Here is a 26,284-nt window from a genome sequence, read left to right as displayed (position 1 = left end):
ACCGTTGAAAAAAGATGCCTGATGGCAAACCGACGAAAAACACAGCATGGAAAGGTCGGGCCTGGGGATGGGTTGAGGGCGCAGGCAAGCCTCCAGCGCTAATCCCGCAAAAGGACTTGAGCCGGGTGCAACTGCCCACGGTGCCAAGGGGGGCACCGGACAGAGGTCTTGAATCAGATAAGTAATGGAGCCGCTTGAGAGCAACTGCTCAAGGGCCCGGGCCTCAGTTTCCGGGCTTGTAGCCTATGGACTTGAGCAGGGCTGCCTGCTTGCGGCTGGCCTCTTTGAGGTCGGCCGTCATTTCTGCCGTGGTAAGGGGCTGGCCGGGCTCCATGCCCACCGTGGCGAGCTGTCTGAGCACGGACTCCTTGCGGAAATGTGCCAGCGCCACATCCTGCAGCTTCTGCTGGATGACGGCCGGGGTTTGAGGGTGGGACCACAGGGCGAACCAGCCGGGTTTGGACAGCTGGGAATAGCCCAGCTCCGTGAACGTCGGCACGTCGGGCAGGGCCTGCAGGCGGGTCGGGTAGACGGCGGCCAGTGCCTTGATCTTGCCGCTGCGAATCAGGGACAGCGAAGTAGTGACGCCATCGAACATCACCGGGATATGACCCCCCATGAGGTCGACCAGCGCAGGGGGCGAACCCTTGTAGCCCACATGGCGCATATTGATCTTGGCCAACTGCCCCAGCAGCATGCCCGAGGTGTGACCCTTCAGGCCCGTGGCGTAGGAGGCAAAGTCCACGCCGTCGCGTTGCTGTCTGGCGTAGCTGACGAATTCGGGCAGGGTCTGGAACGGCAGATCCTTGTTGGCGACCATGACCAGTCCGGTGCGTGTGAGCTGGGCCAGCGGCGTCAGGTCCTTGAACGGGTCGAAACTGACTTTCTGGGCCAGGGGCGCCTCGCTCAGCGCTCCGTCCTGGATCACGAGGAAGGTATAGCCGCTCTTTCCATGCGACTTGAGGTCCTGGATGCCGATGGCCCCCGAGGCACCGGCCTTGGATTCCACGATCACGGGCTGTTTGAGCTCTTGCTGCATGCCCTCTGCCAGCAGACGGGCCAGGGTGTCGGCCGTGCCGCCGGCAGGCCCGGTGACGATCAGGCGTATGGGCTTGGTCGGCCAGTCCACGTTCTGCTCGGCCTGTGCGGGCAAGGCCAGGCTGGCGGCCACGGCCATGACGGCCAGGCCTAGTTTCCGGCGCAGTGCGCGAGAACCTGCGGTGTCCACTGAATTGCGTGAGGCGGGTGTCGTTGCCTTCATTGCTTGTCTCCTTCAATGGGGAGATCTGGCTCCCCATCTGCGCGCACCTTTTATATCTTGTGGGTGGCTGCGCATTCATCGTGATGGTCTTCAGGCGGCTCAGGCCGTTGGCTCGGGCTGTCGGGCTTCGATCCGAGCCTGCAAATCCTCGAGCAGCTGTTTTGCCTGCAGCCAGGGGCCGTGGCCCGAGGCCGGGTTCAGGTGGCCCTGGGGGCCCAGCTCCACCAGCTCGCTGCCCCAGTCGCGCGCAAAGCCACGCGCGCGCTCCAACTGGGTCAGCGGGTCATTGCTGCTGGCTGCCAGCAGTGTGGGAAATGGCAGGCGCTGACGCGGGATGGGCGTCCAGCCGTGCGCTGCCAGCACATCCTTGGTGGGGTAGCCGGCAGGCATCTGGGTTTCCACATCGGCTGGGGCTGCAAGCAAGGCTCCGAGAATGGGGCGGGCCCGGCGCAGCGCCCAGTGCGCGACCATCATGCATCCGGCGCTGTGTGCCACGATGATGACGGGGCCGTCGATACCGTCCAGTGCGCGGTCGATCGCGTCCAGGCGGGCCTGGCAACTGAGCTTGTCCTGCTCCAGCGGTGGCACGGTGACGCAGGGGACGGACTGCGCAGTCAGCTCCTTGGCCAGCAGCGTCTGCCAGTGCTCTTCCACATGGTCGCGCAGGCCGGGGATGATGAGAATCGTGTGCTTCAAGGTCATCTTCTGTCTCCTGGCTCAGTCCGTGGGGCCGCCGATGATGGCGGTGCGTTCCATCTTGCGGTGGCAGGGCTGGTAGTCCATCACGGCGTAGTGCTGGGTGGAGCGGTTGTCCCAGAAGGCCACGCTGTTTTTGCTCCATTTGAAGCGCACCTGGTACTCGGGAATCATGGCCTGGCTGGTCAGGTAATTGAGCAGTTGCGAGGAGCCGGGCGATTTGTCCAGGCCGAAGCGCACATTGGCAGGTGTGTTGTAGTTGGTGAAATGGGTGGTGAAGCTGCTGTTGACGAACAGAATCTTCTCGCCGGTTTCGGGGTGGATGCGGACCACGGGGTGCTCGGCGTCGGGGTATTGGGCCTTGAGTGCCAGGCGTTTTTCGATAGGCATGACGGCACCAAAGCTCGCTTCGATGCTGTGGCGGGCACGCAGATGCTCGATCTTGACCTTGATGTCGGCTGGCAGGTTCTCATAGGCCATCACCATGTTCACCCACATGGTGTCGCCGCCCACGGGCGGGCATTCAACGCAGCGCAGCACGCAACCCATGGGGGGCTGCTCGCGCCAGGTGGCATCGGTGTGCCAGGAGTTCTCGTTGCGGTCCAGAGGATTGTCGGGAGTCTTGTAGATCTGCACCAGGCCAGGGTACTCGGGGTGGCTTCCCACCACCGGGTGGTCTTCCAGCTCGCCAAATCTGCGCGCAAACGCCACATGCTCGGCGCGTGTGATGTCCTGGTCGCGGAAAAAGATCACGCGGTGCTTGAGCAGTGCCTGGCGGATTTCGGCCATCAGGCCTTCGTCCTCGGCGGCTGCTCCCAGGTGAACATTGGACAGCTCCGCACCGATGGAGCAGGTCAGAGGATTGACTTCCAGCGAGCGGGTCAAAGAGCTGGAGCGGATAAGGGCGGGTGCTGCGCCAACCTCGTTTTTCATGGGGAAGTCTCCTTATAGAATCAATGTCGCCAGTGTGAAAACTCCCCTCGATCGGCGCTTGTCATTACATGACTGGTGCTTTGCAATTAGTGCCAAGTTAGTGAAACCCCATGGCCTCTCTCGTTCGCGCAGCCTGCCTGACCAATTACGCCGAAGTCGCCCAGGCTTCGGGGCTGAATGGCGCGCGCATGCTGCTCGATGCCGGCCTGAGCCCTGGTGTGCTCGACGAGCCGGATCTGATGATTCCGGTGGACAAGGTGGGGCGTTTGCTGCAGGCCTCGGCCACGCAGTCGGGCAATGAAAGCTTCGGTCTGTGCATGGCGCGCTCGCGCCTGCTGTCGAATATGGGGCCGGTGGGCCTGCTGATTCGCGATCAGGCCACGCTGCGCGATTCGTTGAATCTGCTGGTGCGTCATCTGGCCCTGCTCAACGGCGCCATGACGCTGGAGCTGGACGAGCAGGCCGACACGGTGCTGATCCGTGAGCTGTTGCTGGCCGGCCGTGCCCATGAGCCTACGCGTCAGCGCGTGGAGCTGGCGCTGGGCGTGATGGTGCGCGCCATTCGGCAGCTGATAGGTCGCGACTGGCAGCCTCGCATGGTGTGTTTCGAGCACGCGGCGCCCAAGGACCTGAGCATGCATCACCTGATGTTCGGCCCGCGCGTGGAGTTCAATCAAGAGTTCAACTGCATTGTTTGCGCCAAGGCCGATCTCGATACGCGCAACGAGTTTGCCGACCCCGCCATGGTGCGCTACGCCCAGAAGCTGCTGGAGTCCGTGGCTCCCATCAGCGAGGAAGCAGTGCTGGACGATGTGCGCCGCACCATCTTGCTGCTGTTGCCCAGTGGTCGCTGCAGCATTGAGAAAGTCAGCGAGCACCTGGGTGTGGTGCCACGCACCATTCAGCGCCGGCTGATGGAAAAGGGCCAGAGCTTTTCCTCGCTGATGAACGATATCCGCAAGGAGCTGGCCGTGCGTTATGTGTTCGAGACCAACCGCTCTCTGACCGAAGTGGCAGAGCTGCTGGGCTTTACCGCTCCCAGCAGTTTTTCACGCTGGTATCTGAGCCAGTTTGGCTGCAGTGCCAAGGACAGCCGTGCCAAGGGGCAGACGGAAGGCACAGGCGGCGCATAAAAAAGCGGGCCGCAGGGGCCCGCCAAACACACTACCAAAGTACCGCCCCCAGGGAGAGGGCGGCTACGCCAGCGTCCTTCAGGTGCCGGCGATTCTGAGCTTGCTCAGAATTTTGCGGTTCTGCTCCACCGTGTTCAGCATTTTCTGTTGCAGCTCCGTCATCGTGCTGGGCTGGGGTGCGTCAAAGCCCTGGGTTTTGAGCTGCGCCTGAAACCTGGCGGATTGAGTCACCTTGTCCATTTCTTGGCGCACCTTCTGGATCAGGGCCGGGGGCGTGCTGCTGAGCACGAACAGTCCCACACTGGCATCGGGCAGCACGAAGTCGGGCATGTTCTGCTCGGCAAAGCTGGGTACATCGGGTAGCAGGCGCGAGCGGTTGGGCGAGACTACGCCCAGGGCCTTGACCTTGCCGGCCTTGACCAGCGGGGCTGCATTGGTCACCACTTCAAAGGTCAGCTGTACCTGATTGCCGATCAGGTCGACGATGGCAGGGGCCGAGCCTTTGTAGGGTACGGCGGTGATCTTGCCGCCGCTTTTCTCGCTCAGCAGCTCACCCAGCATGTCGGAACGGGTGCCGGGGCTCAGGTTGGCGACATTGATAGTGCCGGAGCTCTTTTTTGCATAGTCCAGCACCTCCTGAATCCTGTTGGGGGGGAAGCTGTTGTTGGCCACCAGCATATGCACCATGGAGGCAACATCCGAGACATAGGTGAATGTCTTGCGCACGTCAAACGGCGTCTTCACGGTGAGTGGAAAGTCGGTCCAGATGCTGGAGGGCGCAATCATCAGCGTGTGCCAGTCGGCAGGTGCGTTCATCACGGCGCGCTCGGCAATCACGGCCGATCCGCCGGGTTTGTTGTCGACGACCACGGGCTGGCCCAGATTGGTCTGCAGATGATCGGCCACCAGGCGCGCCACACCATCGGTGATGCCACCTGGAGGCGCTGGAACGATGAGGCGAATGGGTTTGGTAGGCCAGACAGGTGTTGGGGTCTGGGCCTGTGCCGCCGTGATGGCCATCATGCCGGCGCATAGAACGGTGGCGCAGGAACGCAGGTTTTGAACCACGCTGCGCATGGGGTGCTTGCGTGATGGTGTGGCGGGGTCTGCGAGATTCACAGCGCTTGTCATTGAGGTCTCCTGTCGTTTTTCATGGGGGCAGACATTCGGCATGACGCCGATCTCTGTCTCGCAGGGGGGCAGACCCAACAAATAGTTGATCCGCTGAAGCTGCCGGCATGTCCCTGCGCTCTTGTGCTTGGGGTGTAGGAATGCACCAATTCATGATGGAGGCCCGCAAGTTCGGTGACTTGGCGTTTCATGCCTGCGACTTCGCATTTGATGACTGCAGTACTCCGCACTTACCCGATGCTGGGCTGCAGCCTGCATGGCTTCGAGCGTGCTTGAGGCGCGGTATGGGCGCCTTGCAATCGGAGCTGCGAGGAGGGGGAGATAGCAGGTTGCCGATGCTGCGCAGCACTTGTCTGGGCTTTTGCAGTGCATGAACCGCTGTCGTCTCTCTGTTGCCTGCCCCAATCACCTTCAGGCATGGTTTGCCGGTGTTGTCGCGTTTGAGAAAGCGCGTGTCTTGAAATGCAAAGTGGCATCTCACACGGCATTTGATACTGGCATCACGCATCGGCAATGGCCTGAAATCGGCTGATGCAGTTTGTCCAGACACTGATTTTTCGCACTCAAACCGGAGACAACAACCATGAACTTTCTCGACGGTCACCTGTATCCCGAAAACCAGCAGCCGCTGATCATCACTGCGGCTCCCTACGCGCCGGGCTGGATTCCCTCGGACTTTCCCGAGGACATCCCCATCACCATGGAAGAGCAGATCCAGAAGGCCGTGGACTGCTATGAGGCAGGCGCTACCGTGCTGCACCTGCATGTGCGTGAAGACGACGGCAAGGGCAGCAAGCGTCTGTCCAAGTTCAACGAGCTGATTGCCGGTGTGCGTGAGCGTGTGCCCGAGATGATCATCCAGGTGGGCGGCTCCATCAGCTTTGCGCCTGAAGGCCCGGACGGCGAAGCCAAGTGGCTCTCCGACGATACCCGCCATATGCTGGCCGAGCTGACACCCGTGCCCGATCAGGTGACGGTGACCGTCAACACCACGCAGATGAACGTGACCGAGCATGCCGGCGAAGATGACTTCCGCGGTGTCTCGCGCGGCTTCCCGCATCTGCACAAGACCTACAAGGACATGATTGTTCCTTCGAACCCCAGCTTTGTCGAAGAACATATCCGCCGCCTGTCCGAAAAGGGCATCCAGAGCGCCTTCCAGGTCTACAACATCAACAGTTTCGAGACCATAGAGCGCATGATCCGCCGCGGCGTCTACAAGGGCCCGCTGGTCATGAACTGGGTCGCCATCAGCGGCGGCATGGACCAGGCCAATATCTACAACCTGGCCAATATGCTGCGCGCCGTGCCCGACAACGCCATCGTGACCGTGGAGAGCTCGGTGCTGAACGTGCTGCCCATCAACATGATCGGCATGGCCCTGGGTCTGCATGTGCGCTGCGGTATCGAAGACGTGTTGTGGAACCAGACCCGCACCGGCAAGATGAGCACTGTGGAGCAGATCAGGCAGCTGGTGCGCATTGCGGGCGAGTTTGGTCGCCCGATTGCCACGGCCCGGCAGGCCCGCGAGATCAAGCAGATCGGCGTGTTCTACGAAACCGCCGACGAAACCCTGGCCAGGAACGGCTTCGCGCCCAACCGCAAGGGCGCCAACCAGGGCTTTCTGCGCAAGCCCATGGACGCTATGGCCTGAGTCTCAAAGCTCGGATGACTGGGCCCGGCTCATCAGCCAAGGGCTAGCCGCTGTGCGCTTGTCACGCTTGCCTGGTGGATGCGTGGCCAGGCGCCTGGCCCCGCCGACTTCCTTGAGAAGTCGGCTTTTTTATTCTTCTGGATTCAAGCCCGCAGATAAAGGTCTTCGCCACGCACATTGCACTCCCGCAGGATTTCTCCGGCCGCCAGCAGCTCGTCCAGATGCTGGGAGATGCTGCGCTTCTCGGCCCCCAGCACCCAGGGCGCATCAAAGCCTTGCGGGTAGAGCAGGCGCTGCTCCACCATCTGCGAGAGCGTCAGGGGCCGCTGCGCCAGCCATTCGAGAATGCGTGCACCGCGCTCGTCAATGACCGCAGCAAAGCGCTTGAGGTCTCGCAGAAACGTCTCACGCTCGGTGTAAATGCCCTTGTGGTGAGAAGTCACCCAGACCTGGGCATCGATCTCCGGCAGCCGTGCCAGGCTGCGGCGAAAGTCCGCCAGACAGGAGCAGGCGTCGCCATAATAGGGCCCGAAGCCCGTCAGGTCGATATCGCCGATAAAGGCAACACCCTCGGGCTCGATCAGCAGCACGGTATGGCCGGCGGTATGGCCAGGCATATGAATAGCGTGAATCTGCGACTGGCCCAGCTCCCAGACGGCTCCATCTTCGTAGCCGCAGGCATCGGGTCTGGGGGCGTAGAAGAAATCGCTCTCCAGCTTGCTGCGCATGATGCTGGCCTGCGCAGAATCGGCCCAGCCGAAGGTGGCAACCAGACCCTCCCAGCTTTACAAGGCCGCCAGATCGCCGACGTGAGCAAAGACCTGTGCGTCTGGCAGGCGGTGCAGGCCGGCCATATGGTCCTCATGCACATGGCCCATCACCACCAGCTCGGCGGCATCGAACTCGGCCCCGATATGGTTGGCAACGATAGGCGTATCCAGCGCTGCCAGCGTATCGCTGCCGCGAATCATGATCTGGTTGCCGTCCGGATACTTGCCGCCCTTGGCGCCGCGAAACACCGTCACGCGGCCAAACTGGTGGCGCCGTATGTCTGTCTGGGCTGTGTCGATGGGATGCATCATGGTCTGAGAGCAGGAAAGTGAAGCCGGCTTCTGCGAAGATTAAGACCTTGGATGTATTTGCGCTGTCACCACAGCGCTTTGAAAGACGAGTCGGAGATGACCCAACAGGACAAACAGGCTCAGGAAGCCCATCTGATCGAGCACCCCATCAAAAGCGAGCTGGTGCATCAGGGCAGTTTTCTGCAGGTGAGGCTCGATACCGTGCGCCTGCCCCATGGCGGGCAGGCCACGCGTGAGTATGTGGTGCACCCCGGCGCCGTGGTGGTGATAGGCCTGCTCGACGATGGCCGCGTGCTGCTGGAGCGGCAGTTCCGCTACCCCGTGGGCCGGGTCATGACGGAGTTTCCCGCAGGCAAGCTCGATGCGGGCGAGCAGCCGCTGCTCTGCGCCCAGCGCGAGCTGCTGGAGGAGACCGGTTACAGCGCGCGCGAATGGGCCTATGCCGGGCCCATGCACCTGGCGATCGGCTACTCCGACGAGATCATTCACATCTTCTTCGCGCGCGGCCTGACTGCAGGCGAGCGCCAGCTCGATGCCGACGAGTTTCTCGATGTCTGCAGCATGACGGCTGCCGAGCTGCTGGACGGCGTGCGTAGCGGCCAGGTCACCGATGCCAAGACCTTGAGCTGCTGTCTGTGGCTGCAGAATGTGCAAAGCGGTGCCTGGTCCCTGGAGTGGAAGCCGGCTTGACTTTTTGATAGCTGCTTGCGTACGTTAAAAATGGGTTTCAGCTATGAAAGTGCCTGAAATTCATGCCGGTCAGGCGCTAGCTGCTTCTTTTTCGGGATTGCCTGATACCGGCCAGTGTTTGTCGTCGGGTGATGACAGACACAGCATGACCTTCCTATAAACTGGTGCCATGCACCATGGCGTGCCACCTCTATTTGAATGAAGGTTGCAGTCTGAAGCGGTGTTCAGGAGTGTTTCATGGAATCGTCAGAGCTTGAGGATGACAGCGTTTTCGAGAGTGCGGCCGAGTTGTTCAAGGCCATGGCCGCGCCCATGCGGCTGAAGATCATCAGCGCGTTGTGCAACGGAGAGAAAAACGTCTCCGAGCTGCTGGCCTCCATAGACACGACCCAGCCCAATATGTCGCAGCATCTGAACACGCTGTACCAGTCCGGCATTCTGGGGCGCAGGCGCGAAGGGGTCAGCATCTACTACTTCATCGCCAACGAGAAGGTCGTCCATATGTGCCGCACCATCTGCGTGCAGATTGCCATCGAACAGAACTGATGGCTTGACCCCTGAAAAAGAAAAGGCGCACCAGGCGCCTTTTTTCATGGCCGTATGCGCCTCAGGGCTTGAGGTAGACAAAGCCCTCCCTGGCCTGCAGGCGCGCCACTTCGGCCACCCCGGAGGGGACGACCGAGGCTTCCATCAGCAGGCTGGAGGCTTCGAGCTTGCGTGTCTGCAGCGTGTTGTTGCAGACCTTGAACTCCACGCCGCGCCCCGCCAGTGCGCTGACCTGGCCGCTGAACTCGCGGCCCCTGCTGTCCTTGGCATTGTTCAGCAGAAAGTCTATGCCGGGCCCATGGGTGACCACCACGATCTTGTCCGTGGGCGAGGCATTGAGTTCGTTGGTGATATTAGCGAGTATGGCGGCCGCGGTCTCCACTCCGGTGTTGACGTGATAGACCACTTTCACATCCTGAGCGGCGGCAATCGCCGTACACAGGGCAAAGCTCAGGGCAACAAGTTGGCGCTTCATCGAAGGTTTCCTGTGGTGTCTGTAGGCATCAGGGAAGATGCTGCTGGTTAAATATTGCCACTTGCTTATATTAACGATGACGCAAACATTCAAAAATAGGGCAAGCGCTAGTGGCGACATTAGTGGCGGCATTCATGCATGACGCGCTGCCCATGCAAGGGAGACAAAGCCATGACAAGCTGGGCAGGGGCGGCGCTGAGGAGCTTTGCAGGAATGGCAATCGCAGCGGCCATCGCAGCGCCAGGTACAGCGGCAGCGCATGATGCAGCCCCCCGGCCGCTCATGCCGCAAGCGGTCAGCAAGCACATGATGGAGTTGCAACAGGTGGCTGCCAATGTGTTTTTTGTGCAGGGTGTATCGGCGCTGGGCAGTCCGGCCAATCGCAACTTCATCTCCAATGCAGGCTTTGTCATCACCCATGACAGCGTGGTCGTGATCGATGCGCTGGGTTCGCCCGCACTGGCCGAGGAGCTGGTGCAGAAAATCCGTACGCTGACGCCCAAGCCCATCAGCCATGTGCTGCTGACCCACTATCACGCCGACCACATCTATGGCCTGCAGGTGTTCGAGGCGCTGGGCGCAAAGATCGTGGCCCATGTTCAGGCGCGTGAATACATCAACTCGGAAACCGCGCATCTGCGGCTTGAGGCTTCGCGCAAGGATCTGGCACCCTGGGTCGACCGGAGCACGCGCCTGGTGCCGGCGAGTCAATGGGTGTCGGGCGACAGTTCCACGCTGAAGGTGGGGGGCGTGGACTTTGTGCTGCAGCATATGGGGCCATCGCATACGCCGGAGGATACGGCCATCTTCCTGCCGCAAAGCGGTGTGCTGTTCATTGGCGATGTGGTGTTTCGCAACCGCATTCCCTATGTGGGCCAGGCCGACAGTCGCCACTGGATTGCCGCACTTGATGAGCTGCTCAAGCTGCCCGTAAAGGTCATGGTGCCGGGCCACGGTCCGGCCTCCGAGCAGCCGCGCCAGGATATGCAGCTGACGCGAGACTATCTGCACTATCTGCGCGAGGCCATGGGCAAGGCCGCAGCCAACCTCGACCCATTCGACGAGGCCTATCAGGCGACGGACTGGTCCAGGTTCTCGGTCTACCCGCTATTCAAGGAAGCCAATCGCATGAATGCCTACAACACCTTCTTGCTGATGGAGCAGGAAAAGCCGTGATGGAAACAGCCAGCTCCTTTCGTGCCCGTAGAAGACTGTGCTTGCAGTTGCTGCTGGCGGGCGCGGCCCCGGCGTGGGCGGCGCTCGATGCCTCGGAGCGCCTGCTGCCCACCAGCCAGAGCCTGCAGCACGACCTGGCCTTGGCGCAGGCTGGCAAGCAGCCGCTGGTGGTGATGGCAAGCCTGCACGGCTGCCCGTTCTGCAAGCTGGTGCGCGAGCATTACCTGCTGCCGTTGCAGCAGTCCGGGGCTGTGGTGACCCAGATTCATTTTTTGTCGCCGGAGCCTTTGCGGGACTGGAATGGCGTGGCGACCACGCATGGCGGCATGGTCAGGCAACTGGAGATCGAGGTTGCTCCCACCGTGCTTTTTTATGGGGCAGGGCGGCGGGAAGTGGCTGATCGCCTGATTGGCAGCTCCATCCCCGATTTCTATGGCGCTTATCTGGATGGGCGCATGAAGATTGCCCGGGCTGCGGTGCAGGGGCGCTGAGCCGGGGATGGGTATCGCTGTTCCTATTTGGAATAACAAGGGTTAGCGCGGGATCTCAAATCTGACGAGCTGTTGGATACTTTAAATAACAACATGCTTATATATAAATATAAGGAGGCGAAGCGATGAAGACTGCATCCTGGCTGGGTGGCTTGACGGTGTTGCTGGGGCTGGCTGTTCCTGCAATGGCGCAGGCAGATCAGGCGCTGGCACAGAAGAACGCCTGCATGGCCTGCCATGCGGCGGACAAGAAACTGGTGGGCCCGGCGTTCCAGGATGTGGCCAGAAAATATGCGGCCCAGGCCGATGCCCAGTCCTATCTGGTCAAAAGCATCAAGGCCGGTGGCTCCGGTAAGTGGGGGCCGGTGCCCATGCCCGCTCAGCCAGCACTCAGCGAGGCCGACACCCAGACGCTGGCAGCCTGGATTCTCAAGGGTTCCAAATGAAACAGGCGTGTCGTGCTTTCCCGGTAAGCGCCATCAACGATCAAAGAGAGAGCTTATGCAAAGCCAGTTGACGGGCAAGGTGCGCAAGGCACCCGAGAATTTTGTGCGGGCGGACGATGTAGGTACGGTGTTTGCCGAAGCCAGGGCAGGTCGGCGTGACTTCATTCGCGGGGCTTTCGCAGCCGCAGCGGCCGGCGCTTCAGCCGTCCATGCGCAGGGTAGGCAGGCCGTGAGTGCTGAGGGAGACCCCAATATTCTGGAGCTGCCCGCGCACAGCAAGGGCCTGGGCCAGCCGGTGGTCACCGACGGCTACGGCAAGCCCTCCAGATACGAGGCCAATGTGCAGCGCCGCCAGAGCCCTGGTCTGACCCAGACCAAGCAGGCCTCGGTATCGTTTGCGCCGCTGCAGTCGCTGTTTGGCATCGTCACGCCCAGCGGTCTGCATTTCGAGCGCCACCATCAGGGCTGGTGGGATATCGACCCTTCCAAGCACAGGCTGATGATCAACGGTCTGGTGAAGAATCCCAAGGTCTTCACCATGGACGAGATCATGCGTCTGCCTTCGGTGTCGCGCTTTCACTTCATCGAATGCGGCGCCAACACCGGCATGGAGTGGGGCAATGTGGCCGTGCCCACGGTGCAGTACACGCACGGCATGCTGTCGTGCAGCGAGTTCACGGGTGTGCCCCTGATCACCCTGCTGGAGATGGCCGGGGCCGATCTGAAAAAAGGCCGTTTCATCCTGGCCGAGGGGGCGGACGGCTCGTCGATGACGCGCACCATTCCCGTGGAGTTGATCACTTCCGGCGAGGTGCTGGTCGCCTATGGCCAGAACGGCGAGATGCTGAGGCCCGAGCAGGGCTATCCGCTGCGCCTGGTGGTGCCGGGCGTGCAGGGCGTGAGCTGGGTGAAATACCTGCGCCGCATCGAAGTGGGCGACATGCCTTATGCAGCCAAGGACGAGGCGATCCACTATGTCGATCTGATGCCGGACGGACAGCACCGCCAGTACTCGAGCATTCAGGAATGCAAGAGCGTGGTCACCACGCCGTCCGGCGGGCAGATGCTGCTGGACAAGGGCTTCTACAACATCACGGGCCTGGCCTGGTCGGGGCGCGGCAAGGTCAGGCGCGTGGATGTGAGCGTGGACGGCGGCCGCAACTGGCGCACGGCCCGGCTCGAAGGGCCGGTGATGGACAAGTGCCTGACGCGCTTTCATCTGGACTGGGTCTGGAATGGCGAGGAATGCATCATCCAGAGCCGCGCCATGGATGAGACGGGCTATGTGCAGCCCAGCTACCAGCAGCTGCGTGCTGCGCGCGGCACACGCTCCATCTATCACAACAATTCCATCCAGTCCTGGGCGGTACGTGCCAACGGGGAGGTCGCGAATGTTCAGCTTGCGTAAACCGCTGGCGCTGCTGGCGCTGCTGGCCATGGGCGTGGCTGCCGGGCCCGCTGCGGCGCAGGGCAAGTCTGCCGAAGACCGCTATCCCGGCGTGGGTCGCAATGCCACGGGCAAGGAGGTTCTGGCCTGGGATATCGACGTGCGCCCGGATTTCAAGGGGCTGCCTCCGGGCTCGGGGTCCGTGCAAAAAGGCATGGACGTGTGGGAGGCGAAGTGCGCGTCCTGCCACGGGGTGTTCGGCGAATCCAACGAGGTGTTCAGTCCGCTGATCGGCGGCACCACGGCCGAGGACATCAGGACAGGACATGTGGCGCGGCTCAAGGATCCGGCCTTTCCGGGCCGCACGACCTTGATGAAGGTGGCCACGGTCTCCACGCTGTGGGATTACATCAATCGTGCCATGCCCTGGAATGCGCCCAAGTCGCTGTCCACCGAAGAGGTGTATGCCGTCACGGCCTATCTGCTCAACCTCGGCGGCGTGGTGCCCGAGAACTTCACGCTCAGCGACAGGAATATCGCCGAAGTACAGCAGAAGCTGCCCAACCGCAATGGCATGACGACCCGGCATGCGCTGTGGCCCGGCAACGAGTTCGGCAAAGACGCCAGGCCCGATGTGCTGGCCACTGCCTGCATGAGCAACTGCGGCCCCGCACCCACGCTGCGCTCGGCCTTGCCCGAGCATGCCAGCAACAACCACGGCAATCTGGCCCAGCAGAACCGGCTGGTCGGTGCCCAGCGCGGCATCGCCACCGATGGCGGTGCCAGCAAGGCCGCGCAGCCAGCGGCCGCCGGGAAATCGGGCAGTGCGGCACCGACGGCCTTGCTGGAAAAGAACGCCTGCATGGCCTGCCATGGCATGACGCAGAAACTCGTCGGCCCGGCCTTCAGCGACATCGCCGGCAAGCACGGCGGCCAGTCGGACTATCTGGCCGGCAAGGTCAAGTCAGGAGGCTCGGGCGTCTGGGGATCAACACCCATGCCGCCCCAGCCCAATCTCAGCGATGCTGATGCCAGGGTGATTGCCCAGTGGCTGGCTGCCGGGGCCAAGCCCTGAGCCCGCTTGTGTGATGTGAATGAAAAGGAGACAACGATGAAACGTAGAGACGCCCTCAAGAACAGCGCGGCCGTGCTCGGCATGCTGATGGCCGCAGGCCTGCTGCCGCAGGCTGCGCAGGCGGCCTATAACAAGGCCGCTTTCGACGCCAAGACCGTGGCCGATGTGCTCAAGGCCATGGGAGCCGCTGCACCTGTCGAGAGCAAGGACGTGACGCTGACGGCGCCCGACATTGCCGAAAATGGTGCCGTCGTGCCCCTGGGCGCAGCGACCAGCCTGCCCAATGTGAAGCAGATGCTGGTGCTGGTGGAAAAGAACCCCAACACGCTGGTGGCGGCCTTCACCGTCAACGAGGCGCTGGAAGCCAATTTCCTGACCCGCGCCAAGCTGGGCCAGTCCTCCGATGTCTATGCCGTGGCCATCACCAATGACGGCAAGGCTTTCTATGCCAAGAAGGAAGTCAAGGTCACCCTCGGTGGCTGCGGCGGCTGATGGCAAGCAATCATCTGAATCAGGAGAAGAACATGGCTGATCCAATGCGTATTCGTGCCCAGGCTGCGGGTGACAAGACCACCGTGCGCGTGCTGATGTCCCATGAGATGGAGACCGGCCAGCGCAAGGATGCGGAAGGCAAGACCGTGCCCGCCTGGTTTATCCAGGAGGTGACGGCCGCGCACAACGGCAAGCAGGTGCTGCAGGCCGAATGGGGGCCGGCGGTTTCCAAGAACCCGTTTCTGCAGTTCGTGGTCAAGGGTGCCAAGGCGGGAGACAAGATCTCGGTGAGCTGGAAGGACAACAAGGGCGAGACCCGTACGGATGAAGCGACCGTGAGCTGAGCACGGCGCAGACAGTGGCTGGCCGCCGGCCAGCCTTCACCCCAGTCCAGAATCAATCAAAAAACAGAGAGGTGCCCCATGAGACATTCCTCCCCGGGCCAGGCGGCTGCCGCCGTGCTGGCCTTGTGCATGGCCGCGCCGGTGCTGGCGCAAAAGTCCACGGCCGACGGCATTGCCGAGTACCGCGAGATGCTGCAGGACGGCAACCCCGCCGAGCTGTTCGAGATGAAGGGCGAGGAGTTGTGGAAGCAAAAGCGCGGCCCCCGCAAGGCGTCCATGGAGCAGTGCGATCTGGGCAAGGGGCCGGGCGTGGTCAAGGGCGCATTTGTAGAGTTGCCGCGCTATTTTGCCGACACGGGCAAGGTGCAGGATCTGGAGTCGCGCCTGCTGACCTGCATGGACAGGCTGCAGGGGCTGGATGTGCAAAAGATTGCGGCAACAGCGTTCGGCAAGGACGAGCAAAAGAACATGGAAGGGCTGGTGGCCTGGATTTCATCGCAGTCCAAAGGCATGAAGTTCAATCTGCCCCAGGGCCATGTGCAGGAAAGGCAGATGTACGAGGCGGGCAAGCGCATGTTCTACATGCGCGGTGGCCCGCATGACTTTGCCTGTGCCTCCTGCCATGGTGCGGATGGCAAGCGCATCCGCATGCAGGATCTGCCCAATCTGACCAGGAACCCCGGCGCAGCGGAAGGCTTTGGCGCCTGGCCCGCCTATCGGGTCTCATCGGGCGAGCTTTGGAGCATGCAGCGCCGCCTCAACGACTGCTTCCGTCAGCAGCGCTTTCCCTATCCCGGCTACGCCAGCGACGTGACTGTGGCGCTGGGCGTGTTCATGGGCGTCAACGGCAAGGGCGGGATGTCGACCGCACCGGCCATCAAGCGATAAGGAGGCCCTATGCGCAAGCAAAAACACATGCCGTACCTGGCCGTGGCCGCATCGTTGCTGGTGCTGGGCTGTGCCTCCGTCGACGGGGCGGCGGACATCGATGCCTTGACGGCCAAGATGGTGCAGGCCTCTTTCCGCGATCAGGGCATCGCCAAGGTCGATCGCCTGCAGCAGGACGAATCGAATGCAGCCTGCAGCGCTGCCGATGCATCCGGCAAGCCGCTGGTGCCTGCGCGTGCGCAAGCCATCGAAGCTGCCAACCTCAAGACCGTCAAATGGCCTCGGGATGGCAAGCTGCTCGGCGACTGGAAGGAGGGAGAAAAAATCGCCCAGAACGGTAGAGGCATGACCTGGAGCGACAAGGCTGGCAGTGCCAATGGCGGCAACTGCTACAACTGCCACCAGATCAGCAAGGAAGAAATCTCCTTTGGCACGCTGGGCCCCAGTCTCTACAACTACGGCAAGATTCGCGGCATCAAGGATCCGGCCAGCCCCGAATCCAGAGCCATCGTCGAGTACACCTGGGGCAAGATCTGGAACGCCAAGGCCTACAACGCCTGCTCGGGCATGCCCCGCTTTGGTCACTCCGGCATCCTCACCGAAGCGCAGACGCGGGATCTTGTCGCGCTGCTGGTCGATCCGGCCTCTCCCGTCAACAAGTAGCTTTCTTGAAGCGGCGCCGCTGCTTGCCCGCCTCGCCGTGCCGAGCCGTCCGGCAAGGGGACGAGACCGGGCGATGCAGCATTGCGGACATGGCTTGTGCCAGTTCGGATAGCGCGGGGCGTCCTGCCGACGGAAATGCCCGTGCCTGCCCCTGGTCGGCACAAGTACCAACGGATATCACCATGAGTCTTTCCAAACGTGAATTTCTGCAAGTGCTGGCTGCCGCCAGTGTCTCGGGCATGGGCTTGCAGCGCTATGCCTACGCCGATCAGTCGCTGGCCGACAAGGCCTTGTATGAGGTGGCGCCGTTCGGCAATGTGTCCCTGTTGCATATGACGGACTGCCATGCTCAGCTCAACCCGATTCACTTCCGCGAGCCCAGTGTCAATCTCGGTATCGCTGCGATGAAGAACCAGCGCCCGCATCTGGTGGGCGAGCATCTGCTGCGTTCGGTGGGCATCAAGCCAGGCACGGCGTCGGCTCATGCCTTCAGCTATCTGGACTTCGAGGCGGCGGCCAGGCGCTACGGCAAGGTGGGCGGGTTTGCCCATCTGTCCACGCTGGTCAAGCGCATGCGCGCCTCGCGTCCCGGGGCATTGCTGCTGGACGGCGGCGATACCTGGCAGGGCTCGGCCACTTCGCTATGGACCAATGCCCAGGACATGGTGGATGCCTGCAAGCTGCTGGGCGTGGACGTGATGACGGGCCACTGGGAATTCACCTACGGCATGCAGCGCGTGCAGGAGATCATCGACAAGGATTTCGGCACGAAGCTCGACTTTGTGGCGCAAAACGTCAAGACGGCCGATTTCGGCGATCCGGTGTTCAAGCCCTATGTGATCCGCGAGATCAACGGCGTGCCCGTGGCCATCATCGGCCAGGCCTTTCCGTATACGCCGATCGCCAACCCGCGCTATATGGTGGCGGACTGGAGCTTCGGCATCCAGGACGACAATCTGCAGAAGATGGTGGACGAGGTTCGCGCCAAGGGCGCCAGGGTGGTGGTCGTGCTCTCGCACAACGGCATGGATGTGGACCTCAAGATGGCCAGCCGCGTTCGCGGCATGGACGCCATCCTGGGCGGCCACACGCATGACGGCATGCCCGTGCCCACGCTGGTGCAGAACGCAGGCGGCAAGACCATCGTCACCAACGCGGGCTCGAACGGCAAGTTTCTCGGGGTGCTCGACTTCGATGTCCGGGATGGCCAGGTGCGCGGCTTCCAGTACCGGCTGCTGCCGGTGTTCGCCAGCATCCTGCCTGCCGATGCCCAGATGCAGGCGCTGATCACCCGGGTGCGCGCGCCCTATGAAAGCCGGCTGGGCGAAGTGCTGGCACGTACCGATGGCACGCTGTACCGCCGTGGCAACTTCAACGGCACGGGCGACCAGTTGCTGCTGGATGCCATGATGGAGATGCAGAATGCGCCGATTGCCTTCTCGCCGGGCTTTCGCTGGGGGACGTCGCTGCTGGCCGGGCAGGACATCACGCGCGAATGGCTGATGGACATGACGGCCACCACCTATTCCTACGCCACGGTGACCGAGATGACGGGCGCCACGATCAAGACCGTGCTCGAGGACGTGGCCGACAATCTCTTCAATCCCGATCCCTACTACCAGCAGGGCGGCGACATGGTGCGCGTGGGCGGCCTGCAATACCAGTGCGACCCGGTGGCCGGCGCGGGCCGGCGCATCAGCGACATGCGCCTGAACGGTCAACTGCTGGAGGCGGACAAGAAATACAAGGTGGCCGGCTGGGCGCCGGTGGCCGAAGAAGCCAGGACTGCCGGCAACAAGCCTATCTGGGAGCTGGTCGAGCCCTGGCTCAAGGACCGCAAGACGCTGGGGCCGCGCCGGCTTGACGAGCCCAGACTGATCAATGTCGGCGGCAATCAGGGGCTGGCCAAGGCCTGAGGAGAGCCTATTAGAAAGCCGATTAAGACAGTGTTAGCGCGCGGGCTGGGGTATATGCCATTGCCTTGAAGTCGGACCGCGCCGTCCAATGCCCGCATGAGTCCTGCCGAGTTTGATTCCCTGACGGCCACCGTTCTGGTGGCCATTTTGTTGCTGGCCGCCGTGCTGGGCTTTGTGATGCGCGAGACCCGCTTTTGCACCGTGGGCGCCATCAGCGATGTGGTCTATCTGCAGGACTGGGGGCGGGCGCGCCAATGGTGCATGGCCATCGCCGTGAGCATGCTGGGTTTTACGGTACTGGCGCTGTACGGCCAGCTGCAGGTGGGCGATGCCCTGTATGCCGGCCGCCGCCTGCTGTGGCTGTCGGCCCTGGCCGGAGGGTTGCTGTTTGGCGGCGGCATGGTGCTGGCATCGGGTTGCGGGGCCAGGAATCTGACCCGGCTGGGCAGCGGCAGCCTCAAGGCGCTGGTGGTGCTGCTGGTCATGGGCGTGGCCGCCTTTGCCACGCTCAAGGGCATTACCGCCGTGGCTCGGGTGCGCTGGCTGGACAGCGTGCATCTGGAATTCGCGGCACCGGCCCTGCTGCCCGAATGGCTGGCCGGCCATATGGCCTGGCCCTTGACGCTGCTGCGCGGCGTGCTGGGCCTGGGTCTGGGGGCCTTGCTGTTGCTGCTGGCCTTCGATCCCCGGCCCGGCGCCGAGCGCAGCCGGGTCGTGCTGCTGGGCGGGCTGCTGGTTGGCCTGTGCGTGACGGCGGCCTGGTGGCTAGGCGGCCATCTGGCGCTGGTGGCCGAACACCCCGAGACGCTGGAGCAGGTCTATGCCGCGACCTATAGCGGGCGCATCGAGGCCTTCAGCTTTGTCACGCCGGTGGCGCACACGCTGGACTGGCTGATGTTCTTCAGCGACCGCAACAAGGTGCTGACCTGGGGCATTGCCTCGGTGGCAGGCGTGGTCCTGGGCAGCTTTGTCCATGCGCAGTGGCGCCGGGACTTCCAGTGGCAGGGCTTTGCCGATCGCGGCGATCTGGCCCGTCATCTGCTGGGAGGACTGATGATGGGCGTGGGCGGGGTGACGGCCATGGGCTGCACCGTGGGCCAGGGCATCAGTGCGATTTCCATGCTCAGCCTGGGCAGCTTTGTGGCGCTGGCCGGCATTGTGCTGGGGGCGGTGCTGATGCTGCGCCATCTGGCAGAGACGGCATGAAGCCTAATAACTTTGATAGCTGCTTGCGCTTGCTGATAAACAGATTCAGTATGAAAACATGTTGAAAACGAGAAAAGGAGCGCGGTAGGCGCTCCTTTTTTAAGGGCCACAGCGTTTCAGAGCTGGCGCAGGCGCGCGGCAGCCTCGATCAGGGTTTCGTCCTTTTTGGCAAAGCAAAAACGCACCACGCGCTGATCGAAACCGTCGCCGTAGAAGGCCGACAGCGGAATCGCGGCCACGCCGATTTCCTTGACCAGCCACTGGCAGAACTCGGCCTCGTTGAGATCCGAGACCGAGGAGATGTCGGCACACAGGAAATAGGTGCCGGCCGTGGGCAGCAGCTTCAGGCGCGAGCCCTGCAGGCCGCCGAGGAACAGATCGCGCTTGGCCTGATAGAAGGCCGACAGCTCCAGATAGGGCGCAGGGTCCTGCATGTACTGCGCAAGGCCCGCCTGCATGGGAGTGTTCACGGTGAACACATTGAACTGGTGCACCTTGCGGAATTCGGCGCTGAGGGCAGCGGGCGCTGCCACGGTGCCGACCTTCCAGCCCGTGACATGGTAGGTCTTGCCAAAGCTGGAGACGATGAAGGCGCGCTCGGCCAGGCCCGGGTAGCGGGCGCTGCTCAGATGCTGGGCGCCGTCGAAGACCATGTGCTCGTAGACCTCGTCGCTGATCAGCAGCACATTGGTGGGTGCCAGCAGGGCCTCGAGCTGGCGCATTTCCGCATCGGTCCAGATGGTGGCGCTGGGATTGTGCGGGCTGTTGATGATCAGCAGGCGCGTGCGCGGCGTGATGGCGGCCGCGATCGAGGCAAAGTCGGGGCGGAAGCTGCCGGGCGTCAGCGGCACCCGCACGGCCACGCCGCCGGCCATCTCGATATTGGGCACATAGCTGTCGTAGCAGGGGTCGAGCACGATGACTTCGTCGCCTGCATGCACGGTGGCCAGGATGGCGGTGAGAATGGCCTGGGTGGCGCCGGCGGTAATGGTGATTTCGCTGCCCGCGTCATAGCGGCGGCCGTGCAGCGCTTCGATCTTGGCAGCCACTGCCTCGCGCAGCGCGGGCCAGCCCGCCATGGGCGGGTACTGGTTGTGACCGGCGCGCATGGCATCGTTGACAGCGTCGAGCAGCCTGGGGTCGCAGCCGAAGTCGGGGAAGCCCTGGCCCAGATTGACGGCCTGGTGCTCGGCGGCCAGCGCCGACATGACGGTGAAAATGGTGGTGCCCACATTGGGCAGCTTGCTGGGGAAGTTGGGAGTCACGATAGTCTTGCAATGCATGGGCCGGGCGCACAGGCGCCGGCCCTTTAGGCAGGGCCGGATCAGAGCCCGAAGTCGTCCACGCTGCCGTTCATGGCGCGCATGATGAGGTCTCGCGAGAGACGATCGCTGAGCAACTCGGCAAACCGGTAGACGAAGTTGCGCAAGTATGCGCCGCGCTTGATGGCAACACGGGCCACGCTGGTGCCGAACAGATGGCCGACGGGGCGCACCACCAGGTCGTTGACGGTGTCGTCGCGCATGGCCATCTCGGCCACGATGCCGATGCCCAGGCCCAGACGCACATAGGTCTTGATCACGTCGGCATCGATGGCCTCCAGCACGATATGCGGATGCAGGCGGCGCATCTCGAAGGCATGGTCGATCTTGCCGCGTCCGGTAAAGGACGGGTGGTAGGTGATCAGGGCCTCCTGGGCGATGTCCTCCAGCGTGATGCGCTCTTTCTGAGCCAGCGGGTGGCCCGTGGGGATGACCAGCACATGCTGCCATTCGTAGCAGGGCAGGGTCACCAGATCGGGGTAGTCGGCCAGCGATTCGGTGGCCATGCCGATCTCGGCCACTTCGTCGATCACCATGCGCGCGACTTCGGCGGGCGTGGCCTGGTGCAGGCTGATGGTGACCTTGGGGTAGAGCTCGCGCAGGCGTGCCACGGCGGGCGGCAGCACATAGCGGGCCTGGGTGTGGGTGGTGGCGATGCTCAGCGTGCCGCTGTCCTGGGCACTGTATTGCTCGCCGATGCGCTTGAGATTGCCCACTTCGCGCATGATCAGCTCTATGCTCTTGAGGACTTCCTGCCCTGGCTCGGTGATGCGCTTGAGGCGCTTGCCGTGGCGCGCAAAGATATCGATGCCCAGTTCTTCCTCAAGCTCGATGATGGCTTTGGAGACTCCGGGCTGGGAGGTGTGCAGGGCCTTGGCTGCCTCGGTGAGATTGAGGTTGCGGCGGGCGGCTTCCTGGACGAAGCGGAATTGATGCAGGTTCATGACGGCATGGACTAAGAACTTGCATCATTATGCTTCAAATATCTAAAGAAGCTATTTTTTATTTGAAATCTGTATGTTTGAGCGTTTCGGTGCCGCAGGCGGCCTCTATCGCCAGCTGCGCCAACAGGGCCGTGACGCGCGGATTCTCACCCGCCGCAGTCTGCAGATCGAACCGGCAGCCAGGATGCTGGCGGCGCAATTCGTCCAGCAGGCGCGGAATGTCTTCGCGCGCATGTTTGCCGGTACCGAGGAACAGCGGCAGCACGATCAGATGTTTGACGCCCTGGGCAATCAGGGTCTGCGTGGCGGCAGGCAGATCCGGGGCGCAGGCATCCAGATAGGCACAGATGCAGGGCAGGCCGGGCTGCATTGCCTGTAGCAGTTGGTGCACGGCCTCTATGGGCTGGCGCCAGAGCGGGTCTCTGGAGCCATGGGCCAGCAAGATCAGACCGGCCCGGCCTGGAGAGTGGTTGGCAGCATCAACCATGGCCTAGCGCCTCAGTACCAGCCAGCCAAAGGCCGAGAGCGATAGCGCGGTGTAGAGCATGCCCGGCGCTGCGGCGGCCAGCCAGGGCCACCAGGACTGCAGGGTGCCGATATAGCCGAACACGTTGTTGAGCAGGAAGAAGCTGATGCCGGCCATCACCCCGCCAAACACATAGGCCGTGATACCGCCCGAGCGGAAATGCAGATAGGCAAAAGGCAGGGCGAGAACCACCATCACCAGGCAGCTCAACGGGTAGAAGACCTTGCGCCAGAACTCGATTTCGTACTTCTGCGCCGCCTGGCCGTTGTCCTGCAGGTGACGTACGAACTGGAAAAGTGCAATCGTGGTCATGCGATCGGGCTTGAGCAGCGCGCCCGAGACCATGGCCGCAGTGACCTTGGTGGGCCAGTTCATGCTGGCTTCGCTGATTGGGCTGAGCTTGGTGACATCGCCTTCTTGAGCGACCTTGCTGCCTTGCACACCCTTCAACGTCCACTGTTCATTGTCTTCATCGACCTGGGCTGATTGAGCATTGATCTGCGCGGCGATGCGGCCCTTGCTGTCGAACTCGAAGATGCGCACATTGACGAAATCGCCAGGACTCTTGACGGCGCCGACGTTGATGGCGACGGAGTGATCACCCTGTTTCTCCTTGAGCCAGGCACCGGTGGCGCCCCGGGAGATCTGGCCCTTGCTGACCACGCGCAGTTTCTGGCTGAAGTTGTCGGCAGCAGGGGCAATATAGTCACCCACCAGCACGGTGAGCAGCACAAAGCTCATGCCCAGAATCAGCAGCGTGCGCAATGCCAGCCAGGGGCCCATGCCGCTGGTGCGCATGATGGTGAATTCCGAGCTCTGGGCGAACTTGGCCATCACGAAGATGGCGCCGATCAGCACGGCAATCGGCATCAGCTCGTAGAGGTGGCCCGGAATGGACAGGGCCACAAACAGCAGCGCGCGCGTGGCGGTGTAGCCGGCACTGCCGCTGCCCACCCAGCGCATTTCATCGACCAGGTCAAAGAAGAAGAACAGCGCCAGAAAGGCCAGCGAGACATACAGGACGGCCTGTATGACTTCGCGATAGATCAGGTTGCGCAGGACTTTCATCGTGCGGCCTCCTTGCGGGTGCCCGAGCGCTGCAGCAGATCGCGCGGCGACCAGCGGAAATGGCGCGCCAGCAGCACCAGCACGCTGACCGTGAGGATGCTGCCGTGCAGCACGCCCAGCAGGCCCCACATGCCTATCTTGTTGGCGCTGACCCAGCTCTCGCCCAGGGTCATGAGGTTGTAGTAAACGATAAAGGCGAAAAGGGCGATCATCAGGCTGCTGCTATTGCCCGCACGCGGGTTCACGCTGGAGATGGCCAGGCCCAGGATGACAAAATTCAGCGCGGCAAAGGGCAGGCCTAGGCGCCATGCCAGCACGGAGCGGGCAATCGGTTCGTCCTTGCCGATCAAGTCCTTGGTGGGCATGCTGCGTGCAGCCATTTCTTCGATGGTGACGGGGTTGTCGTTGTCGACCTGCACGCCGTATTCCTTGAATTCGGTGATACGTACCGAGCCGTCGTCACTGCGTGTCTCCATGCGCTGGCCGTCCTCGAGAATCACCATGCGCTGGCCCTTGATGACGGCCAGATGCGCACCCTTGGCCGAGGTCACGGATTCCTTGCCGGGATCGCGCGAGACCACGAAGACGTTGCTGGCAGCCATGTCCGAAGGGGAATCCTTGTCGACGAAGAACACGCGTGTGCCGCCCGCCGATTCCTGGAACTCGCCGGGAGCGATGCGGTCCAGGTCGCTGCGCTGCTGGAACTGGGTCTTGATCTGCTCGATTTGCTGATAGGACCAGGGCAGCACGCCCAGGGCCAGGACGGCCGTGATGAGGATCACCGGCCAGGCAAAGCGCAGCAGAGGCTTGAGTAAACTGGCCAGACCCTGGCCGGCGGCAAACCAGATGACCATCTCGCTGTCGCGGTACATGCGGGAAAGAGATCCCACAATGGCAACAAACAGACTCAGGCCCAGAATGGTCGGGAGTTGTCCGAGCACGGTGAAACCCATGACCAGCATCACGTCGGAAGGGCTGACACTGCCCTTGTAAGCCTGGCCCAGGGTGCGGATCAGCATCATGGTCATCACCACAGTGATCAGAACCACGGCCGTCGCACCAAAGCTGCGGGCCAGCTCTTTGCGTATGGATGAATCGAATAACATTGGCTAAAAGGAAAACACCGATTATGAACTTTGAACTGAAGGCTCTGACCGCTGCCGCTGCAGCGCGCGAAAAATGTGATTTGCTGTTGGTGCTGGTTTCTGAACAGACAGCATCGGGCACATTCGGCAGCGACGCCATCGGAGCCATGGTGGCTCATGCGGTGAAGCAGGGTGATTTTGCCCTGTCTTGCGGCAAGCAATTGCCTTTGTACCAAGTGCCCGCCATTGCCGCACGTCGTGTGGTGCTGTTGGGCGTGGGAGCTGGTACTCCCAAGGACGTGCGCAATGCCTTGGCCGGCTGCGGTGCGGTGCTCAAGACCGAGGGCATTGCCAAGGCCGTTGTGAGCTTTGCCTTTGATGCCGATGCCCAGGCTGTAGCGGCTGCCGTGCAGGCGGTTGCCGATGCGACCTACCTCTATACCCACACCAAATCCCAGGCCAAGCCTATTGCGCTGACCAAGGTTGTGCTGGGCGTATCGTCCAAGGCCGCTGTGGTTACCGCTGCTTTCAATACCGCCGTGGCGCAGCAGGAAGGCGTGAACACGGCCCGCGAATGGGCCAACCGCCCGGCCAACCATGCAACGCCCACCTTGCTGGCCAATGCGGCCAAGAGCATTGCCAAGGCTGCACGCATGAGCTGCAAGATCCACGGCCCTGCCGAAGTGGCCAAGCTGGGCATGGGCGCCTTCATGGCGGTGGCCCAGGGCTCGCGTGAGCCCCTGCGCTTCATCGAACTGCACTACAACGGTGCGGCCAAGAACGTGGCCCCCATTGTGCTGGTAGGCAAGGGCATTACTTTTGACACCGGTGGCATTTCTCTCAAGCCTGCGGCAGAGATGGACGAGATGAAGTTCGACATGGGCGGTGCTGCCAGCGTACTGGGCGTGTTCCAGGCGCTGGCCAGGCTGCAGCCGGCCATCAATGTCGTGGGCCTGATCCCTGCATGCGAAAACATGCCCGACGGCGCAGCCGTCAAGCCCGGCGATGTGGTGACCAGCATGAGCGGCCAGACCATCGAGATCCTCAACACGGACGCAGAAGGCCGCCTGGTGCTGTGCGATGTGCTGCATTACGCGGCGCGCTTCAAGCCCTCCGCGCTGGTCGATATGGCCACGCTGACCGGTGCCTGCGTGATCGCCCTGGGCGGTTTGCGCAGCGGCCTGTTCTCGACCAGCGACGAGCTGGCAGCCGCGTTGCAGACCGCCGGCGATACGGCGCTCGACCCTTGCTGGCGCATGCCTCTGGACGAGGAGTACGCCGATGGCCTCAAGAGCAGTTTTGCGGACATGGGCAACGTGGCCGGGCGCGCCGCAGGTGCGGTGACGGCCGCCAAGTTCCTGCAGAAGTTCGTGGGCGATATTCCCTGGGCGCACCTGGATATCGCCGGTACGGCCTGGAAGAGCGGTGCTGCCAAGGGAGCTACGGGTCGCCCCGTAGGCCTGCTGCTGCAATATCTGCTGGGCCAGGAAGGCCGGGTTGCCGTTGCAGCAGCGGCGGCTGCCAAGACCCCGGCTGCTCGCAAGAGTGCTGCCAAGCCTGCAGCTTCGCGCCGCACGCGTGTGACCGCCAAGGCTTCGGCTTAAGAAAAGCCGGCAGGGGCGGCCTGATTTCAGGGCGTCTCTGCCGCCAAGAG

At 62.5% G+C, this 26,284-nt stretch carries 26 protein-coding genes and 1 pseudogene; 16 read left to right on the top strand and 11 right to left on the bottom strand.

Going from position 1 to position 26,284, the window contains the following annotated elements; translation table 11 throughout:
- Positions 1–223: 223 nt before the first annotated feature.
- The 3 genes from F0P97_RS17060 to F0P97_RS17050 form a co-directional block, all read right to left on the bottom strand.
- Entirely contained in the window at positions 224–1,261 is a 1,038-nt protein-coding gene (locus F0P97_RS17060; protein WP_182283241.1) for a Bug family tripartite tricarboxylate transporter substrate binding protein, read from the bottom strand.
- A gap of 99 nt (positions 1,262–1,360) precedes the next feature.
- Positions 1,361–1,963, bottom strand: coding sequence for an RBBP9/YdeN family alpha/beta hydrolase (locus tag F0P97_RS17055; RefSeq protein WP_182283240.1), 603 nt, complete (start codon positions 1,961–1,963; stop codon positions 1,361–1,363).
- Between the two features lie 15 nt (positions 1,964–1,978).
- Complete coding sequence (locus F0P97_RS17050; RefSeq protein ID WP_182283239.1) at positions 1,979–2,890, bottom strand: TauD/TfdA dioxygenase family protein; 912 nt, start codon at positions 2,888–2,890, stop codon at positions 1,979–1,981.
- A 110-nt stretch (positions 2,891–3,000) separates the two neighbouring features.
- Between F0P97_RS17050 and F0P97_RS17045 the strand changes: the two genes are divergently transcribed.
- Positions 3,001–4,023, top strand: coding sequence for an AraC family transcriptional regulator (locus tag F0P97_RS17045; protein ID WP_182283238.1), 1,023 nt, complete (start codon positions 3,001–3,003; stop codon positions 4,021–4,023).
- Positions 4,024–4,101: 78 nt separating this feature from the next.
- Here the strand turns inward: F0P97_RS17045 and F0P97_RS17040 are convergent, their stop codons facing one another.
- Positions 4,102–5,154 (bottom strand): Bug family tripartite tricarboxylate transporter substrate binding protein, encoded by a 1,053-nt coding sequence (locus tag F0P97_RS17040; protein WP_232537970.1) that lies wholly within the window; start codon positions 5,152–5,154, stop codon positions 4,102–4,104.
- Between the two features lie 583 nt (positions 5,155–5,737).
- On the opposite strand from F0P97_RS17040, the gene F0P97_RS17035 reads away from it, so the two are divergent.
- Entirely contained in the window at positions 5,738–6,808 is a 1,071-nt protein-coding gene (locus tag F0P97_RS17035) for a 3-keto-5-aminohexanoate cleavage protein (protein WP_182283237.1), read from the top strand.
- 143 nt (positions 6,809–6,951) lie between these two features.
- On the opposite strand, the pseudogene F0P97_RS17030 reads toward F0P97_RS17035, so the two are convergent.
- Positions 6,952–7,890, bottom strand: a pseudogene (locus tag F0P97_RS17030) (MBL fold metallo-hydrolase).
- A 96-nt stretch (positions 7,891–7,986) separates the two neighbouring features.
- Between F0P97_RS17030 and F0P97_RS17025 the strand changes: the two are divergent.
- Together F0P97_RS17025 and F0P97_RS17020 are read left to right on the top strand one after the other, a co-directional pair.
- On the top strand, positions 7,987–8,580 hold the full coding sequence (locus F0P97_RS17025) for an NUDIX domain-containing protein (RefSeq protein WP_182283236.1): 594 nt from the start codon (positions 7,987–7,989) through the stop codon (positions 8,578–8,580).
- A 237-nt stretch (positions 8,581–8,817) separates the two neighbouring features.
- Complete coding sequence (locus F0P97_RS17020) at positions 8,818–9,126, top strand: ArsR/SmtB family transcription factor (protein WP_003053925.1); 309 nt, start codon at positions 8,818–8,820, stop codon at positions 9,124–9,126.
- 61 nt (positions 9,127–9,187) lie between these two features.
- On the opposite strand, the gene F0P97_RS17015 is transcribed toward F0P97_RS17020, so the two are convergent.
- Positions 9,188–9,601, bottom strand: a complete 414-nt coding sequence (locus tag F0P97_RS17015; protein ID WP_182283235.1) for a DsrE family protein — start codon at positions 9,599–9,601, stop codon at positions 9,188–9,190.
- A 171-nt stretch (positions 9,602–9,772) separates the two neighbouring features.
- Between F0P97_RS17015 and F0P97_RS17010 the strand changes: the two genes are divergently transcribed.
- From F0P97_RS17010 to F0P97_RS16960, 11 genes are all read left to right on the top strand, one after another.
- A complete protein-coding gene (locus F0P97_RS17010; protein ID WP_182283234.1) occupies positions 9,773–10,777 on the top strand; it encodes an MBL fold metallo-hydrolase in 1,005 nt (334 codons plus the stop codon).
- The gene (locus F0P97_RS17005; RefSeq protein ID WP_182283233.1) at positions 10,777–11,268 is read left to right on the top strand and encodes a hypothetical protein; all 492 of its coding nucleotides are present in this window, start codon (positions 10,777–10,779) and stop codon (positions 11,266–11,268) included. Before F0P97_RS17010 ends, F0P97_RS17005 begins: the two co-directional genes overlap by 1 nt.
- A gap of 125 nt (positions 11,269–11,393) precedes the next feature.
- Positions 11,394–11,714 (top strand): c-type cytochrome, encoded by a 321-nt coding sequence (locus F0P97_RS17000; protein WP_182283232.1) that lies wholly within the window; start codon positions 11,394–11,396, stop codon positions 11,712–11,714.
- A gap of 55 nt (positions 11,715–11,769) precedes the next feature.
- Positions 11,770–13,122 (top strand): sulfite dehydrogenase, encoded by a 1,353-nt coding sequence (gene soxC, locus F0P97_RS16995; RefSeq protein ID WP_182283231.1) that lies wholly within the window; start codon positions 11,770–11,772, stop codon positions 13,120–13,122.
- Positions 13,106–14,176, top strand: coding sequence for a c-type cytochrome (locus F0P97_RS16990; protein ID WP_182283230.1), 1,071 nt, complete (start codon positions 13,106–13,108; stop codon positions 14,174–14,176). The genes soxC and F0P97_RS16990 overlap by 17 nt, the downstream gene beginning before the upstream one ends.
- A gap of 36 nt (positions 14,177–14,212) precedes the next feature.
- A complete protein-coding gene (gene soxY, locus F0P97_RS16985; protein WP_182283229.1) occupies positions 14,213–14,668 on the top strand; it encodes a thiosulfate oxidation carrier protein SoxY in 456 nt (151 codons plus the stop codon).
- Positions 14,669–14,700: 32 nt separating this feature from the next.
- Entirely contained in the window at positions 14,701–15,012 is a 312-nt protein-coding gene (soxZ, locus tag F0P97_RS16980) for a thiosulfate oxidation carrier complex protein SoxZ (RefSeq protein WP_003053938.1), read from the top strand.
- Between the two features lie 78 nt (positions 15,013–15,090).
- Entirely contained in the window at positions 15,091–15,900 is an 810-nt protein-coding gene (gene soxA, locus F0P97_RS16975; protein WP_182283228.1) for a sulfur oxidation c-type cytochrome SoxA, read from the top strand.
- A gap of 9 nt (positions 15,901–15,909) precedes the next feature.
- The gene (soxX, locus tag F0P97_RS16970) at positions 15,910–16,563 is read left to right on the top strand and encodes a sulfur oxidation c-type cytochrome SoxX (RefSeq protein WP_182283227.1); all 654 of its coding nucleotides are present in this window, start codon (positions 15,910–15,912) and stop codon (positions 16,561–16,563) included.
- Between the two features lie 182 nt (positions 16,564–16,745).
- Positions 16,746–18,479, top strand: coding sequence for a thiosulfohydrolase SoxB (gene soxB / locus F0P97_RS16965; protein WP_182283226.1), 1,734 nt, complete (start codon positions 16,746–16,748; stop codon positions 18,477–18,479).
- A gap of 96 nt (positions 18,480–18,575) precedes the next feature.
- Positions 18,576–19,685, top strand: coding sequence for a YeeE/YedE family protein (locus F0P97_RS16960; RefSeq protein ID WP_182283225.1), 1,110 nt, complete (start codon positions 18,576–18,578; stop codon positions 19,683–19,685).
- Positions 19,686–19,801: 116 nt separating this feature from the next.
- Here F0P97_RS16960 and F0P97_RS16955 read toward each other — a convergent pair whose 3' ends face one another.
- From F0P97_RS16955 to lptF, 5 genes are read right to left on the bottom strand one after another with little or no spacing between them, the layout of a single operon-like run.
- Entirely contained in the window at positions 19,802–20,968 is a 1,167-nt protein-coding gene (locus F0P97_RS16955) for a pyridoxal phosphate-dependent aminotransferase (protein ID WP_182283224.1), read from the bottom strand.
- A 41-nt stretch (positions 20,969–21,009) separates the two neighbouring features.
- Complete coding sequence (locus tag F0P97_RS16950) at positions 21,010–21,951, bottom strand: CysB family HTH-type transcriptional regulator (RefSeq protein WP_003075706.1); 942 nt, start codon at positions 21,949–21,951, stop codon at positions 21,010–21,012.
- A 58-nt stretch (positions 21,952–22,009) separates the two neighbouring features.
- Positions 22,010–22,438 (bottom strand): sirohydrochlorin chelatase, encoded by a 429-nt coding sequence (locus tag F0P97_RS16945; protein ID WP_182283223.1) that lies wholly within the window; start codon positions 22,436–22,438, stop codon positions 22,010–22,012.
- Positions 22,439–22,441: 3 nt separating this feature from the next.
- Entirely contained in the window at positions 22,442–23,545 is a 1,104-nt protein-coding gene (gene lptG / locus F0P97_RS16940; protein ID WP_182283222.1) for an LPS export ABC transporter permease LptG, read from the bottom strand.
- Positions 23,542–24,651 (bottom strand): LPS export ABC transporter permease LptF, encoded by a 1,110-nt coding sequence (gene lptF, locus F0P97_RS16935; RefSeq protein WP_182283221.1) that lies wholly within the window; start codon positions 24,649–24,651, stop codon positions 23,542–23,544. Before lptF ends, lptG begins: the two co-directional genes overlap by 4 nt.
- A 23-nt stretch (positions 24,652–24,674) precedes the next feature.
- On the opposite strand from lptF, the gene F0P97_RS16930 reads away from it, so the two are divergent.
- Positions 24,675–26,234, top strand: a complete 1,560-nt coding sequence (locus tag F0P97_RS16930; protein WP_182283220.1) for a leucyl aminopeptidase — start codon at positions 24,675–24,677, stop codon at positions 26,232–26,234.
- Positions 26,235–26,284: the final 50 nt, after the last annotated feature.

Origin of the sequence: Comamonas testosteroni, from assembly GCF_014076415.1 — a bacterium.
GTDB lineage: Bacteria > Pseudomonadota > Gammaproteobacteria > Burkholderiales > Burkholderiaceae_C > Comamonas > Comamonas testosteroni_F.
The sequence above is the reverse complement of the archived record's forward strand: the minus strand, read 5'-3'. Positions and strand labels throughout refer to the sequence as shown.